At 50.0% G+C, this 14,642-nt stretch carries 15 protein-coding genes; 8 read left to right on the forward strand and 7 right to left on the reverse strand.

The window, feature by feature from the left end; all coding sequences use genetic code 11:
• Window positions 1-297: 297 nt before the first annotated feature.
• A complete protein-coding gene (locus tag JVX88_RS23190; protein WP_211620628.1) occupies window positions 298-2,394 on the reverse strand; it encodes a non-ribosomal peptide synthetase in 2,097 nt (698 codons plus the stop codon).
• Between the two features lies 1 nt (window position 2,395).
• Between JVX88_RS23190 and JVX88_RS23195 the strand changes: the two genes are divergently transcribed.
• The 3 genes from JVX88_RS23195 (at window position 2,396) to JVX88_RS23205 (ending at window position 4,606) form a co-directional block, all read left to right on the forward strand.
• The gene (locus JVX88_RS23195) at window positions 2,396-2,902 is read left to right on the forward strand and encodes a PIG-L deacetylase family protein (protein ID WP_211620629.1); all 507 of its coding nucleotides are present in this window, start codon (window positions 2,396-2,398) and stop codon (window positions 2,900-2,902) included.
• A gap of 84 nt (window positions 2,903-2,986) precedes the next feature.
• A complete protein-coding gene (locus JVX88_RS23200) occupies window positions 2,987-4,447 on the forward strand; it encodes a hypothetical protein (RefSeq protein WP_211620631.1) in 1,461 nt (486 codons plus the stop codon).
• A gap of 15 nt (window positions 4,448-4,462) precedes the next feature.
• A complete protein-coding gene (locus JVX88_RS23205) occupies window positions 4,463-4,606 on the forward strand; it encodes a hypothetical protein (RefSeq protein ID WP_211620633.1) in 144 nt (47 codons plus the stop codon).
• Between the two features lie 27 nt (window positions 4,607-4,633).
• Here JVX88_RS23205 and JVX88_RS23210 read toward each other — a convergent pair whose 3' ends face one another.
• Window positions 4,634-6,442 carry a hypothetical protein gene (locus tag JVX88_RS23210; RefSeq protein WP_211620635.1) on the reverse strand — a complete coding sequence of 603 codons (1,809 nt, stop codon included), beginning with the start codon at window positions 6,440-6,442 and terminating at the stop codon, window positions 4,634-4,636.
• 19 nt (window positions 6,443-6,461) lie between these two features.
• Here JVX88_RS23210 and JVX88_RS23215 point away from each other — a divergent pair, with 19 nt between their 5' ends.
• Entirely contained in the window at window positions 6,462-6,917 is a 456-nt protein-coding gene (locus tag JVX88_RS23215; RefSeq protein WP_211620637.1) for a CPP1-like family protein, read from the forward strand.
• A gap of 152 nt (window positions 6,918-7,069) precedes the next feature.
• Here the strand turns inward: JVX88_RS23215 and JVX88_RS23220 are convergent, their stop codons facing one another.
• From JVX88_RS23220 to JVX88_RS23230, 3 genes are all read right to left on the reverse strand, one after another.
• Window positions 7,070-7,477: a hypothetical protein gene (locus JVX88_RS23220; protein WP_211620639.1), complete on the reverse strand. Its 408-nt coding sequence runs from the start codon at window positions 7,475-7,477 to the stop codon at window positions 7,070-7,072.
• A gap of 556 nt (window positions 7,478-8,033) precedes the next feature.
• Complete coding sequence (locus JVX88_RS23225) at window positions 8,034-8,498, reverse strand: SbcC/MukB-like Walker B domain-containing protein (protein WP_317134413.1); 465 nt, start codon at window positions 8,496-8,498, stop codon at window positions 8,034-8,036.
• Window positions 8,453-9,340 carry an isopenicillin N synthase family dioxygenase gene (locus JVX88_RS23230; protein WP_211620641.1) on the reverse strand — a complete coding sequence of 296 codons (888 nt, stop codon included), beginning with the start codon at window positions 9,338-9,340 and terminating at the stop codon, window positions 8,453-8,455. Before JVX88_RS23230 ends, JVX88_RS23225 begins: the two co-directional genes overlap by 46 nt.
• Window positions 9,341-9,540: 200 nt before the next feature.
• Here JVX88_RS23230 and JVX88_RS23235 point away from each other — a divergent pair, with 200 nt between their 5' ends.
• The 4 genes from JVX88_RS23235 (at window position 9,541) to JVX88_RS23250 (ending at window position 12,610) form a co-directional block, all read left to right on the forward strand.
• Window positions 9,541-9,909 carry a peptidase C15 gene (locus JVX88_RS23235; protein ID WP_225931149.1) on the forward strand — a complete coding sequence of 123 codons (369 nt, stop codon included), beginning with the start codon at window positions 9,541-9,543 and terminating at the stop codon, window positions 9,907-9,909.
• Between the two features lie 358 nt (window positions 9,910-10,267).
• Window positions 10,268-10,573 (forward strand): hypothetical protein, encoded by a 306-nt coding sequence (locus JVX88_RS23240; RefSeq protein ID WP_211620645.1) that lies wholly within the window; start codon window positions 10,268-10,270, stop codon window positions 10,571-10,573.
• Window positions 10,545-11,339: a C39 family peptidase gene (locus JVX88_RS23245; RefSeq protein ID WP_211620646.1), complete on the forward strand. Its 795-nt coding sequence runs from the start codon at window positions 10,545-10,547 to the stop codon at window positions 11,337-11,339. The genes JVX88_RS23240 and JVX88_RS23245 overlap by 29 nt, the downstream gene beginning before the upstream one ends.
• A 302-nt stretch (window positions 11,340-11,641) precedes the next feature.
• On the forward strand, window positions 11,642-12,610 hold the full coding sequence (locus tag JVX88_RS23250) for a hypothetical protein (RefSeq protein WP_211620648.1): 969 nt from the start codon (window positions 11,642-11,644) through the stop codon (window positions 12,608-12,610).
• Between the two features lie 64 nt (window positions 12,611-12,674).
• Here the strand turns inward: JVX88_RS23250 and JVX88_RS23255 are convergent, their stop codons facing one another.
• Window positions 12,675-13,433, reverse strand: coding sequence for a tetratricopeptide repeat protein (locus tag JVX88_RS23255; RefSeq protein WP_211620650.1), 759 nt, complete (start codon window positions 13,431-13,433; stop codon window positions 12,675-12,677).
• Window positions 13,434-13,449: 16 nt separating this feature from the next.
• Window positions 13,450-14,625 (reverse strand): hypothetical protein, encoded by a 1,176-nt coding sequence (locus JVX88_RS23260; protein WP_211620652.1) that lies wholly within the window; start codon window positions 14,623-14,625, stop codon window positions 13,450-13,452.
• Window positions 14,626-14,642: the final 17 nt, after the last annotated feature.

Genomic DNA, 14,642 nt, shown 5'->3' on the forward strand with positions numbered 1-14,642 from the left:
TTTGAGCAATGAACCGAGCAGGGAACCAACGGATTAGGCGAATCTGACTAGACAACGTGCTATCTCAATTTGGGTGAGTGAGCACCATCTCCACAGTTATAAATAAGAACATTTCTTTATTTTGTTCAATTTAAGCGATTAAACAATTTCTTAAGCTTTGTTTGAAGTGGGTTTGAGATGAGTATTTTGAGTTTTTGTTTAGATCCCATTCTCCTAACTCAAGAGAGGTGCCCTAGGCAGTAGAGTAAATTCATCCAGTCTTATACATGATCAAACATGAATTAAATTAAAAATGAATTAAAAATAAAACATTCTGTTTTCTAAGCACTCAATCATAGGTGGTAAATTGGCTAAACGCTGCTGCCAATAGTCGAGTGAACGTTGATAAACTTCTGAGGTGCGCCAGGAGCGCTCTGCCAGCACATAGTCTCGGAAAGAGAGGCTGAGCGGCGGCAATGCTCGTTCGGGATGTTGCAGTATCTGCGCTAATTCTTGCCCCAAAAGTTGAAAGCTCCAGGCATCGCCAATTAGAACGTCGAAGCTGATGCAAAAACGAATTTTGTTCTGATCTAAAAGAACAGCCTGGATGTCAAACAGTGGATAGGTATCGGTGGGTAAAACCTGATGGGAGAGCTGATTGCGCAGTTCGGTCAAGCGGGCAGTGGTTTCTGTAGTGTTGCAGCCCCGCAGATCGAGGGTGTTGATGCGGTAGGGCGGCACTTCAGCTAAAATCCGCTGCTGACCGTCGGGCTGAACAATGACGCGCAGCATCTCGTGACGGTTGATCAATCGCTGCATGGCTTGCTCTACTTGAGCCACAGTCAGCCCAACTACTTCAATCTCGCGGTAGCCGTGGGTGGATACATTGCCTAGCTCAAACGCAGCGTGGCGGCCAATCCAGTAGGCTTGCTGAATCTCGGTGAGGGGGAAGGGCTGGTGGCGCTGATCGGGATTCGGTGTTAAAGTCGGAAACAGCGGCTGGGAGATACGAGTGGAAACACTAGTGGAAGTATCAATAGAAATATCATTCAAAATATTGGCGGAAATACCGACAGAGATTTTAGCGGCGAGTTCGGCAACGGTGGGCGATTGAAACAGAGTCCGCAGGGGAAGTTCGATTCCTAGCGCTTCACTGATGCGGGCTACTACGGTCATCGCCAGGAGAGAGTGACCGCCCAACTCAAAGAAATTATCGTCGCGGCCAATCGCATCTATTTGCAGTTCGGTCTGCCAGATCGCCGCGATCGTTTGTTCGATGGCAGTGGCGGGGGGTGTTTTAGATTGAGCCGATTGAGCCGTTGGCTGGGGCAAGGCTGAGCGATTCAGTTTGCCGTTGGGTAGACGGGGCAGTTCGGGCAGGGCAATCCAGACTGCTGGAACCATGTAGGCGGGCAGGCGGGCAGAGATAAATTGCCGTAGTTCTGTCACCGGATCGGCATTGGCACTGTTCCGATTCGCTGTTACCCAATAGGCAACCAATTGGTCTGCCTGAACCGTCACGACTGCTTCGCGCACCTGAGGATGCTGAGCCAGGAGGGTTTCGATTTCGCCTAGCTCGATGCGAAAGCCCCGTAGCTTCACCTGCTGGTCCACTCGCCCTAGATACTCAATGCAACCATCCGCTCGATACCGCCCTCGGTCCCCAGTTCGATACAGCCGCGTTCCCACTCCAAACGGATTAGGCACAAACCGCTCGGCCGTCATCGCCGCTCGCTTCCAGTAGCCCCGCGCTACCCCCGCGCCTGCTAGGTAGATCTCACCGACCACTCCCAGCGGTACCGGTTGAAGCTGGGCATCGAGCAGATAGACTTGGCGGTTGGCAATCGGCCTGCCAATCGGAGGAGGGGTAGCACCAGAGGGCGGCAGCGGGATGCGGTAGGCCGTGGAGTAGGTGGTGTCTTCGGAAGGACCGTAGAGGTTGTAGAGGTGGGTGACTGAGGAGTGAGCATAGACCTGCTCGACGAGGGCCGCACTGAGGGCTTCTCCGGCCAGGGTGAGTGTGGTCAGGTTGGGGGGCAGTGCCTGAAGCTGGAGCAGGGCGTGGGCTACCGAGGGCACGGTGTTGAGCAGCGTCAGGTGATGCAGATGCGGAAGCTGGGGCAGATGCAGAGCCGAGTCAGTCAAGACGACTGTGCCGCCGCTGCTCAAGGGAGCCAATAGCTCGAACACCGAGAGGTCAAAGCAGAGCGACGTCGAAGCTAGCACGGCTGCCAGTTGCTCAAAGCTGAAGGTGTTCTGTGCCCAGTGCAGCAAGGCCACCGTGTTGCGGTGCTCGATGGCGACGCCCTTGGGCACTCCTGTGGAGCCAGAGGTGTAGATCAGGTAGGCCAAGTCCGCAGGCGTGGCAGCACTTGGGACAGGGTCAGGGGAGCAGTGGCAAACCGTTATTGCCATTTTGACAACGCATCAGCCGGAAGAAATTTTTGTGCCCCATCACCAAGAGCCGCCTGCGGATCATGCTGTCACCAATCACATTGTTTGGGAAGCCATTCGGCAAATTAATCTACCCGTAACCGTCTACGAATACCCAATTTGGCTGTGGGACCAATATCCTTGGACAAATATGATTTTGAGTAATCAGAGCTTTTGGGCTAAGTTAGGCACCGGTATCCGTTCAGGATTGGGCTGGCGCTTAATTCGTGAGTTGAGATGTGCAGTTGAGATTCGGGAGATTCTCGAGCTAAAACAAAAAGCCCTGAGTCAGCACCGATCGCAGATGCAGCCCCTGCTCGCCAATTCCCAGTGGCTCACCTTAGGTGATTTATCAAACGGCGAATTTCTCAACTGCTTTTTTCAAAACTATGAATTCTTCCATCCAGTCAAAGTTAACCCAGCCACAGCCAGTAAACAACTATCCGATTCAACCGCAAACACGGCAGCTAGAAGCCGAGATGGTTTTTAACTCCTGACTCCTGACTTCTAACTTCTGACTTCTAACTTCTGACTCCTGACTTCTGACTCCTGACTTCTGACTCCTAATTCCTCAATGCATTCCCAACTCAAACCCAGCAAAACCTTAGACTCCTTTACAACTGATATTGCTCAGGGGCGAGTCATTGGTAGCAGAACGCCCAGCGGCAGCCTGCGTCAAGGCATGGATGTGGAGCACCAGATGGCGATCGATCACAATGCGCTGCGGATGAGGCCATTGGTCAAACCGGGTTGGGCTAGACAAGGCATCGCCTATGGTCCCTATAATCGCCAGAATGGACTAACTCTAGCCGTGTTTCTGCTCAACGGGCACAATACCTCTCAGTCGGGCAGCATTCTGCAAACATTGAAAATTCGTGCTCTGAGCTGGGCTTTGGGGTTACCAGAGACTGGGCGAGTCCGGTGGCGTTTGCTGCGGCGATTTGTGCGCTGGTTAGGAAGCGAGCAACCCTTCGCGATTATGCGCAAACTGCAATACTGGGCTGCCAACACACCAGAGCGGTTTCAGCCTCCAGAACTGAATGAAAATTTAGCTGTCGGATGGTTTCCTAGTGCAGTGCCGCCAGATCCGCTCACTCAAGGCAATGCATTTATTGTGCATGCGCTGGGAGGCAACAACGGTGAACTGCGAACGCGGATTGGCAAGCAATGGCAGCCTGCCATTCAGGGATTACAAAATCTGCAGACCTACTATATTCTGATGCTGCGGGAGCAAGGCGCAGTCTATTACGCCGCCTCTGTGCCTCAAGCGCATGGTTTCGTTCCCTATCCGTTCATTCGCCCGATTGCAATTGATGCTTTCAACCAAGATAAAACCATCTATGCGGCTGTTTATCAAAGTGTCCTGGGGCAGATCGGTTTTATGGTTGATACCCGTGTCTATGGAATTCATGTAGAACTGCTGCCGCGCTTTGCTACCTGGTATGGCACAGCTCACGCTGCGGATTCTCTGCGGGGCGGGGGGCCACTTCAGCAGTCCCAGGCTGAGGTGGGAGGAACCTGGATCGTCCATCTAGGAAATGCTGAGCGAACGCCAGTCGGAACCCAATTCCCAACTCCCGGCTGGGCAGTGCTGGACCCTGGCGCACCATCGGGACTGGTTCACATACTGCTGACAACAGCTGCAACGGTGGTCCCGGTTTCTCTAATCTGGCGGTTTCAGGATGAAGCCCACTTCTGGAATCTACATCTCAGTGCTGAGGGCGTTCAACTCCGGCTTTGCAAAGCAGGTATGGAGGAGATCATCGCAGTTAGTTCAGAATGGACACTCCAGCCCAACGGCCATTACTCAGTGCAAGTTCTCGATGATGGCCAGGAGTTTAGCCTTTATTGCAACGGCGATTTGCTGTTTGGTCGTTGGTTTCAAGATCAGCGGCTACAGGCCGCAACCGGAGTCGGTCTGGGTACGATGACAGCCAACTTGGTTCGATTCGAGTATTTTGAAGCGCATCCCCGCCAGATTCCTCTGCCGCCAGAACTCGATTTGGTCCTTTCCTCTGCCGGTCACAATACCTGAAAGGAAACCTCGGCGATGCCATTCCGCAATTCCTTGTCCGTCGCGAACATTGAAAACCTTGAAGGCTTCACCGTTTGCCGAGTAATAAAGACGACCGTCGGTAAGTACGCCATCGCAATCCATCAAAAGCAAACGAATGCGGGCAAGTCGTGGCCCTAGGTTCATATTTTCGATAAAAGACTAAGTTCAGCGGACCTCGAATATCTCTACTGCGCTCATTCGCCACCCGCCGCCGGTACGCACAAGCCTATAAACTGCCATTCCGGTCTCTATTTCCCGGTTCAAGAGTCGCACTGACATCGCCGCTTCCACAAGCACCGTATCCGCGTCCAAAACATCTGCGTGTTTTAGGTCAGACTTCCACTCAACTGCATTGCCGGAAATGCCGCTGGCAAATCTTGCGATCTCACCCGAAAGTATAAGTGCATCTATTTCGGCCTTGCGGTTCGAGATAGCTGCCCGGTCAAATTGGGTGAAGTATGCACGTATACTATCTTCTCCCGCAAACGGACGGTTCAAACGATTTCGAACATTTCGTGCCAGCAAGCTAGCTCCGTATTCGCCCTCGGCACGGATAGCGTCCGAGACATATCGTAACGCCTCGTCATTTCTGCCAGTTCGCGAAAGCACGTCAGCCAATCCGGCAGCCGCCCAAGCCATACTGCGTGCCCCCGGCAGTTTTTCGGCCAATACTGAATTGAATTCGCGCTCCGCATCAAGGAGCCGATTCTGGGCAAGAAGGGACCTTGCCAGCAAAACCCGCACGTCATCAAAACGCGGCTCCCATCGTAGTACTGTTCGGGCTGTCTTTTCAGCTTCCGCAAATGCCTGCCTGTCGAAATCTCGCTTCACGGCAAGAAGCAGATCGCTGTCCGTGGTCTCACGCGGAGCGATATCATCCGAATAATCTATTTGTGGATACAGCTTCTCAGGATCTATCTCTACCCGCTCAATGCGGGATGTAGTACGGAAGTTCACTTCTCCAAAACTCGTCGCTCGGATCGTAACCGGTGCTGACATCGTTTCGCCATTTGCAAGGAAAGCCCGAACATCAACGGTAACATCTCCGGAACCGGTGTTCCTCACCGCAACCGAATATTGCCCGTCCGCTTGCCGCGGCAGTCCGACGAGCAGATTCCCCTCGGTACGCTCGTCAAGCATTTTATCGAGAAATTCCTTTTGTCCGGGAAACGCAGCCCTGAGATCCGCTAAAGTTACCGAACCCGAACGCATTGACTCCTTTAACGCGTTCAAGAATTCGCGCTGTCCTACCTTTCGCTGAAGCAATCGCCAGACCATCGCTCCTTTATTGGCAACTGCGGCAAAGTAGTAATCATCGAGCGGAGCGACCAAATTTAATGGTTCGTCGCGCCTGGAAACTGCCGAATAGGCGATTCGCTGGCGTGTCCGCTCCATATCCGCGATGTCGCGCCCGAATTTATGCTCGATGAACTGATTCGCAAAATGGCGCGGCAGGCCCTCGCGTACGACGCCATAACCATCACCGCTTACATTCACCGAATCACCGATCCAAAGCTTTGCAACCCCCTCCGCGATGTTCATCGCTGTCAAGGAATCGATCTTCGGTCTCGCAAGTGTAGAGGAATCGATCAGCATCGTTCCACCGGAGTGGTAACCGGAGCCACGTCCAACTGTTACGATCCGAAGCGGTGTGTTAGGTTTCGAACCGAACATCTCAGAATAGAAGGCGACAGCATCAGCCGCCAACTGAGCCAATTCAGACGCTCGCTTCTTGCCCTCTGCATCAGTTCCAACCGGTGCGAGGACTGAAACTCCTGCTGCATTCTCTTCCTGCCATTTTCCTGCAGCAAAGAATGGCTGGACAAGAAGCTTTTGGTCAAATACGCCGGAGCTTTCGCTGCCCGTCGAAACAACGCGCAAACCTGATGGAGAAGTTACACGCAAGCGCATAGGTGCGTGATCTGCCCCACGAGCGAAATACCAACTGTTCGGTGTCGGATACCAGAACGACATCGGTAAAAAATGTGAGTTGATGGACCGGCTGCGGTTACGGCAAGAAGGCAAAATCAAAGTTCCCGATCGGATTCGCTTCCCGGAACGGTTGGTTGAGCCACCGCCCGAATTTGCTCCCACTCCGCCAAAACAGACTCCAGACTGGCTCCAGCGCTTGATTGATACTCCCAGCCGAGCTGATGTTCTCTGGCCTGCAGCAATTTTTGTGGGTACCGGGCTACTGAGCTTGAGTGCTCCGCCTTTAGCGTTAGCGTTGGGGGTAGGCGTTAGCCTCTATTTCCTCAATCGCAAAGAGCACAAGTTTGGTCGGGCATTTCTGCTGACGCTGATCGGCTTGATCGTTGGGGTTGTGTTGGGTCTACAGATTGGACAATTCCTCCTTCCGCAACTACAGCAAATTTCGTTGAACTTGAATTCGTTTGCAGCGCTCGTTACGTTCTTTGTCCTCTGGCTGATTAGCAGCTTCCTGCGCTAGTTGTCACGTACCGTTCAAAATCGGCTCTAGAAGTTAACCCTAACGCAAGCACTCTACTCAGCAAACGCTGCAAATCGTCATATAGTCAGTCAGAGAAATTGACTCCATCGGGTACAGGCCAAATCCAAGTTTGTACCCTAATTATTTCGCTTCTATTCTGCCGCCTCTTCGTCTTGATCGGAACGCGACTGCGAAGAGGTAAACAATCCTGCTTTTACGGTAAAGTCCAGATCGGCAGGCAGAACTCTAGAAGAAGCCGCTAACTGCGAAGAGGGAGCTGACAGCGAGGTTGGCAAGTGAACGGTCTGATGACAAAGGATCGCCAGCACGCAGGAACAGAAGGCTAACAAGCAAAAATCCAGGTTTTTACCCGAAGCAAGCCATTGCAACGCTACCGCTGAGGGGGAGGGTGGTAGTTGGGATAGCTGGCTCGTTTTTGCCAGTACGGGCTTTGCTAGAGCAGAAGCAGGTTGAACCGTTAGCGCTACAGCAGCATGTTTGCGTGGCCAGTTTGGTTCATTCGTTGCTTCACTAAACGATCGATGTCTTCTGTGTTTCACAGTCTCAAGCCTCATGAATACCGATTGAATCCACTGTGGAATCCCCTATGTAGACTGCCCAACTTGATCGAGTAAGTTGCAGCACTCAAGCTACCAGTCTAGTAAACTTAACGCACTTCGGACGGGAGTTGTTCCGGAAAGTTTTGCAATTTGTCTAGTGCTCTACAGATTTTTACGGAGAATTCAGCAGCGTTTCTATTCCGCATCTAGAGTACATTAGTCCAGCAATTTTAGGTGGCGTTGATCACTTTACACGCATGCATTTGCCAACTAATCTAGAGCGCAACCAGACAGATTTAGGAGCAAATGCTCATGACTCCTGCTATTGAAGTAAGGGCGGTCGCGCAGCGGTGCTTTGCACTCAGCATTTGCCAAGTAATCTAGAGCGCAATTAGACAGATTTAGGAGCAAATGCTCATGACTCCTGCTATTGAAGTAAGGGCGAAGCATTTGCCAAGTAATCTAGAGCGCAATTAGACAGATTTAGGAGCAAATGCTTCGCCCCTACCGAACCGACGCCAGATCAATCAAACCTAACATACCTTCTGACTTCTAACTAAGCCGTCAACCTCAACTGAGACCCCTGCTCGGTCTTACAAACTTCGATCCGGGTTTGAAAGGCTTCTTTGAGATGGGGAATGTGGGTAACGGTGAGGATACAGGCAAAATCCGCCGCAATCGTATTAATCGCCCCAATCAGGCGGTCGCAGCCGGCGTCATCCTGAGTACCAAAGCCCTCGTCAATGATCAATAGCTGTAGGGCCATGCCAGACCGCTGAGCTAGCAATCGCGCTAGAGCTAGCCGGATCGCAAAATTGACCCGAAAGGCTTCTCCGCCAGAATAGGTTTCGTAGGGACGGGTGCCCTGCACATCGCTAATCAAAATATCTAGCGTATCAATCATTTTGGTGGCGGCCAGATTGGTTTTGCGGCTGGATCGCTGAGTGACAAACTGGACATGAAGTTGATTGGCGCTCAAGCGGCCCAAAATTTGATTGGTTTCGGCTTCGAGCTGGGGCACTGGTCTCGGCAAGTATCGAGGCAGGCGATTTCCACCTCTGGATTTGGGTCGCAAAACAGCGCCATCGAATAGCGCGAGCGTCCTAGCGCGACTCCCTGAGGCAGCACAACCCGATGCGGCGTCGAGTGCCAGTCATCATTGGTCCAGCGTTGCAGAGCATCACCGCTATTGACCACAATAGCCTGCTTCAAGACAGGTACAGGCAACCAGTCCCCCTGAAGAGAGCGAATTTCTAGCCCATCTGTGGCTCCATGCTCCTGGAACAGCAGCGTGATTGTGCCGTAATCAGTGTGCTCTCCAGCCCGGAGTTGATTAGTGTTGTCAGGATGGGGCCAAGCCGGATAATGGAGCAGGCGCAAAAAGAAATTTTGGCCGTGGCGTTCGACCAGAAACGATTCTGGCAGATGCAGCGCCAAGGCGATGGCTTCTAGGAGAGGTAGCGCCGCTTCGGTAATGCAATCTTGGTAAAACTGCTCAACCACCCGCCGAAACTGCTTTAGCCCGGACGGCCAGTCCGTTTGCAGACCGACATTAAACGCTTCCTTTAAGTCCCATGCTCGATCTGGATTCAGGCGTTCTGCCGCTAAGGGCACATAGCCACAGTTAGTTTGAGGCGACCGCAGCACTTGCTGCTTGACCGCCGTGGGTAGGGCAAAGAAAGATTTTGCTTCCGCGAAGGTTTGTTCGATTTGGGCCGCCGCTAAGCGATATCCTGTCACGTAAAAAAAACCGTAGGTTTGGCAGGCTTGTTTGATCTGCTGGGCAACAAGCCTTTTGGCCTCAGGATCCTGGGTCAAAAACGGAGCGAAATCAACGATAGGAATAGCCGTGGGATGATTCATTTCGATGATTTAATGTTTTTTAATCTGAGCTGTTGACTAGATCAAACATCGTGGCTAGACGAATTTTATTGACTTCTTTCGCGCCCTGGAAAGCTCATCATCGAGGTAACTCTTCTGATCAGCTCCTCGCAGAAATCACCCAAATTCCTACGTTGTCTCGGTCACTTTATTGCTTGAGATACTTACCCGTCAACCTGCCGGTGGCTAGGGATATAATCATCGCCAAACTGGAACAAACTCAACCCGATTTACTAGTTTGCTGTGGTATGGCTGAGGCTCGATCTCAACTGAATGTCGAAGCTCAGGCTGTTGTCAGCAATGTCGTTTTGGCTACCAAGCTTGATTTGAAACAGCTCACATTTGGTTTAAATCACACCGTGATCAGCTATGATGCTGGACGATTTGTTTGTAATAGCTTGTACCATGCAATGCTAGATTATTTGAAAAGTTGTGCTCCCTACCAAAACGGTCTCTTTGTCCATGTTCCCCTGCTAACGGCCCAGAATTGGGAGCCAATTGCTGCAGATTTTCGTCAACTGCTGGAGCGATTGTTAACCCTGAACCACTAACCCTGAACCACTAACTCTGAACCACTAACTCTGGGCCACTAACTACAATCCATCCACTGCGATCCACTTGGACCAATCGACTGCATCTAACCCAAGACCAGTAAATTTGCACAATAAATTTCGACGACGTTAAAGCTGCATTGAGCCAAACAAATTCACGAGAACAAATTCAGCTAAACCCTTGGCCCCAATAGCATCGACCCAGAATTCAACTAGAAATCTATCCAACCACTACCCACTGGCTGAATCAGTAGCCAATTACACGAGCAACACACGATTGGCTCTGGCCCAGTCTTGCATCTACACTTTGTGTTCTGCGTTGCATTTTGTTGTTAATTGAAACTCGAAACCTATTGCCGTGTCGTCACTGAAACCGTTGCCCATGTATAAGCGCAGCCGTCGGAGCTGGAAGCGGAAACCCCGTCGCCGTCCTTGGTATTTTTACCTCATACCGATTGTGGGAATCCCAATTGGCTTAGAGATCTTGACCCGGTTGCTGTTTGGCTTCACGGGGTTAGACCAAGCCTTCAGCCAAGAACAGTCGGAGCAGGCCAAGCGAGTAGAAGCCTATCAGCTAGGGTTCCTCAGCCCCGATCGCCAGCCCTACAAGAATTTACCCAATCAGGGTTTTGCTCATGACCTACACGCTAAAAATCGATCGTGATACTTGGCTGAAACTGTCTACTGCTCAAAGCTCAGCCTTAGCCGATGACCAAAAGCAAGCCATTTCAGCCGGAACTTTATTACCCATCTCTAGCTACGAAATTGTCGGCGATCATCTCAAGGTTTCCCTGGGAACGGACGCTCAGGACCAGCAGTTGTCCTATCAAGGGCACAACACTTGGTACGTCTTTAGACCGGATGTAGAAATTCTGCAAGATGGTAAACCCCTGGATTTAACCCCCAGTTCGGTTAACTTGCCGATTCCGCACTATGACTACTATGACCAAAATGACAACAAAGAAGCACCGGGAGGTTCCTGCAATGTCACAGCGCTGGCAATGGATTTAGCCTATCTGGGGGTGCCTCAACGTCATCCGGATATGCGCTATCCCGATGAATTAGATGCCTATTGCGATCAGCATGGATTAGACCGGCACTCGCCGCTTGATTTAGCCAAAGTGGTAGCAGCCTACGGCTGTAAAGATGATTTTAGCTACAACAGCAATTGGGATGCGATTAAAACCTGGTTGGCCAGCGGACTGCCGGTTGTGGTGCATACGCAGTTGACCCGATCAGGTCATGTGATTTTACTGCGGGGATACGACGAGACAGGGGTTTGGGTAAATGACCCCAACGGAGAATGGACCGCAGACGGCTATGACGAAGGCAAAACTGGGGAAAATCTGCACTATTCCTGGGAGCTAATGTATCAAACGGTTTCTAGCGACAATCAACTCTGGGCACATCATATTTGGAAAGGGCAATAGAGAAACGATGCCATTCCCAATGTGAACTATTCTATTGGTTGCCAAGTTGATCATCCGGTTGGCGATATTTTGGCGATTAATTAGCGTTCGATTGGCGTTTGTGTCCTATACCTGAAATGACACCACAAGTAGTCCACGCGATTGTCGCGCCGGATTCAGTTTCGCTTCAAGCAGAGTTTCTTAAAGAGTTCCTTAAACCGTCAATTGATTTCTCTTTCCCAGAAGTGCTGGTCTGCGGTGGATTGAGTGCTGTCACTATTGCTGTGCAACCAAGATGATGAACGGTTTATTTGGAGAGTATTATGCCTAATTTGTTACCGATTGAGATTCAGGATATTCATCCCGTTGTGCTTCAACTGGGTATTATTATTGGCGTAATTCAGCAGAATCAGACTAATTATTTCCTCGATCTCGATTGGTTTGAGAATCCAGTTCCCGCGCTGAAAAATATTCCGAATGAGCGGGCAAACCTCTTGACGCTGTTTCAAGATCTGCTGGGCAATCCGATGCAGAATCCTCCGGCAGATGGTCGATCTTGGTATGCCATTACGCAACAGGGTAAACCCACCTACTGTTATGGGGTATTGCCTCCAGATGGTAGTGGTACCAGCTCCACAGTCGGAGTCGGTATAATGTATCCCTACGTTGATGGTAATATCACAATTAAATTTCATGTTTATATACCTTTGTTTGCATTGCCAGTTAGCGGCAATCCGGTGATTACGGGGCAACCGAATTATCCGCTAGAAATTGGAGTAGACCTAAAAAACACGCAGAACAAATTTACTAGCGGCACCGTCAGTTTTGATGGACTGCAATTCCTGGGCAAGGTGCTGTTTGCGGGCACCGGCTCCTCGTTCCAGATCAGTTTCCTGGACGTGCAGCCGCCCAACACCGGCCCCTTTACAACAATCCAAGAGCTGCTGAACAGCCTTCCTGGACTTGGCTTGCCTAAAGACTGGATTGACGCGGTTCTGGCATCCCAGGAGGTGATCAATTTTCTGACTCAGAAGATTGGTACCTCCAACGAAACTCCTGGGATACTGCTGGTGGATATGGGGTTATTGCAATCATCGGGTCAATCATCAGGTCAGCCTTACGTGTTGGGCGATCTCTCGAAGTTTCTCAACCAATCACCTCAGACGCTGCTGGAGAATTTCTTCTTTACGGTCCTAAGCCAGCTCTCTAGTAATACGAATCCGCTGATCCCTCTCTCGGGACAGGGCAACGGCATCTACGGTAAATCAATCTCCATAACCACGATGTTCTGACTGAAAGATGAGCAAGTACTGTTGCTTACGTCTAACAAATACTTGTCGTCCCAGGCTATAGATGTCACCAATTATTTGACGTTCGCAAAGCATTGATCTCAGAAAGTCGCTTATGCGCATCGTCAGCGATATAGCTTCTTTTACTTAAGGCGAGGCGATTAAATTGAAATCGAGCATTTTCGACATCGCCTCGAGCGAGATAAACGTTGGCTAATTTCTGGATTGCAAAATCGCCGTAAACGGTGCGTCCATAATCATGCACAAATTGTTCTAATAGTCCGATTCCATCCGGAGTATCCCAAATCCACCCAAAGGAAGCTCCATCCTTTCGCAGAACAAGGAAATCATGTGCCTGTTTATCCTCTCCTACTGGTTCTAAAATTGTAATCGGAACGCTTTTAGATGAATGTCCGTTCAGAAAAAATCTAACTTGATAATCACCGGGAGAAGGAAATAACTCGAGCGTTCGATCAATCAGCTGATATTTCTCAACTTCTTCGAATTTAGAAGGTTCTAGTTGGTTGGGAAGAGAAATCGTCCCGCCCATCGTTACCGCCGAGGTTAGACCTTGGAATCTGGTCGTCTTTCCTTCTAAGGTCACCTCAACAGTCACGTCTTGAGAAACTCTCGGCAATGTAACGCCTTTATCCGGCATAGGAACCTTGAATTTTACATAGATTGGTTCTAGTAGAAAGAAGGTATTTTGGTTGAGCTGAACAGCAAGCTCGTCGATCCGAGTTGTCTCGGTAATTCTTTGCGCCTCGGTCGTGATTGCGACCATGTATAAAACAACTGCAGCAAACGCTAGTAAAATCATTCTCATATAACTTCTCCCTTACTCAAACGCCGGGACTTTTGACTCGTTTGCGAATAAGATTAATATGCTCCTCGTGAAGAGAATAATCGTCGGTTTGACCCTGTAAACGATTCGGATAATCCATAATTCTGTATGTGGCAATTAATCGGTCGGGCGCGCTTGGATTTGAATTCTTGTTATCGCCCTTTAAGCCAAACTGGTGCCCAAGTTCATGAGGCACAGTAGTTCCTTGGTTCTGAACCAATGATCCTAGCTGCAAAAAATATGTTCTGGACACATCAGTCATTACCTCTAGGTAGATCAAACTTCCGAATGCTCCTTTGGGAATTAGGGACGAGCAGGTCGTACCTACGCATGTGCTTGATTCGAAACAATCGCACAATACAACACCAGGCCCAATTCCGTGGCCGATTCCAAGATTAGCTCTTGTTTCGCCGTCTGCATCTTCATGCTCTTCGTCCTGATAGCCGACCAAGAAATAAGATATCCAGAACTCATCTTTTTCATCATTTGCTGAATTTCGATTTGAATTGATCAAAGTAGGTAGATTAGATTCAAGTACATTCAGCGTGAAAGGAATATTGACTTGATTATAATTTGCGACATTCTGAGTCCATTCGTATGCCGGTTTTACATATGCTTCTGCATACACATTTCTAGGTCCCCCGTCGGGATAGGCACCGTCCTCCGGCCTTAAGTGATCAAAGCTCTGCGGTAGGACGGTAATTGGTTCATTGACAAGTACTTCATTCTCATCTCCATCGACTTCGTAAGGTAGAAAAGTGCCCGTGGAAAAAATGGGACTATCGTCAGAGTTGAAATCGTCATCGTCGTAGAGAGAAAAAGGGGTTCCATCCGTAATTTTGATTGGTCGATTTGTAGTATTCAGAAGTTTAACTGCATTGGAAGTGTTCGAATTTACTAACAAATCATTGCTCGCCGTCAGAAATCTGCCGAAAGAAAATCGATGAACATCCAATGGAGTCGAGATCGTCAAATTCACAAAAGCGGTTCCATGCTTCAACCCTGTGCTCCTCGGTATCATAACCGTGCCATTCACAGTTCCCGTAATTTGATTTATTGTTCCTACACCCACCATAGAATCAACCTCAATGTGCAGACGCCGCCAAACGGTAAGCATGTCCGAGCGGCAAGCTTTGTTGCCGACCGTTGCTGATTCACAGTTAATTGAACGCACGCTTAACAATTAGCAAT

The sequence above is a fragment of the Leptolyngbya sp. 7M genome (assembly GCF_018128485.1).

Excerpts from the sequence above, each read along its gene's own strand:
- JVX88_RS23190 (WP_211620628.1), bottom strand. The coding sequence starts at position 2,394 with ATGGCAATAACGGTTTGCCACTGCTCCCCTGACCCTGTCCCAAGTGCT.
- JVX88_RS23200 (WP_211620631.1), top strand. The coding sequence starts at position 2,987 with ATGCATTCCCAACTCAAACCCAGCAAAACCTTAGACTCCTTTACAACT.
- JVX88_RS23205 (WP_211620633.1), top strand. The coding sequence starts at position 4,463 with ATGCCATTCCGCAATTCCTTGTCCGTCGCGAACATTGAAAACCTTGAA.
- JVX88_RS23210 (WP_211620635.1), bottom strand. The coding sequence starts at position 6,442 with ATGTCGTTCTGGTATCCGACACCGAACAGTTGGTATTTCGCTCGTGGG.
- JVX88_RS23215 (WP_211620637.1), top strand. The coding sequence starts at position 6,462 with ATGGACCGGCTGCGGTTACGGCAAGAAGGCAAAATCAAAGTTCCCGAT.
- JVX88_RS23230 (WP_211620641.1), bottom strand. The coding sequence starts at position 9,340 with ATGAATCATCCCACGGCTATTCCTATCGTTGATTTCGCTCCGTTTTTG.
- JVX88_RS23245 (WP_211620646.1), top strand. The coding sequence starts at position 10,545 with ATGACCTACACGCTAAAAATCGATCGTGATACTTGGCTGAAACTGTCT.
- JVX88_RS23250 (WP_211620648.1), top strand. The coding sequence starts at position 11,642 with ATGCCTAATTTGTTACCGATTGAGATTCAGGATATTCATCCCGTTGTG.
- JVX88_RS23255 (WP_211620650.1), bottom strand. The coding sequence starts at position 13,433 with ATGAGAATGATTTTACTAGCGTTTGCTGCAGTTGTTTTATACATGGTC.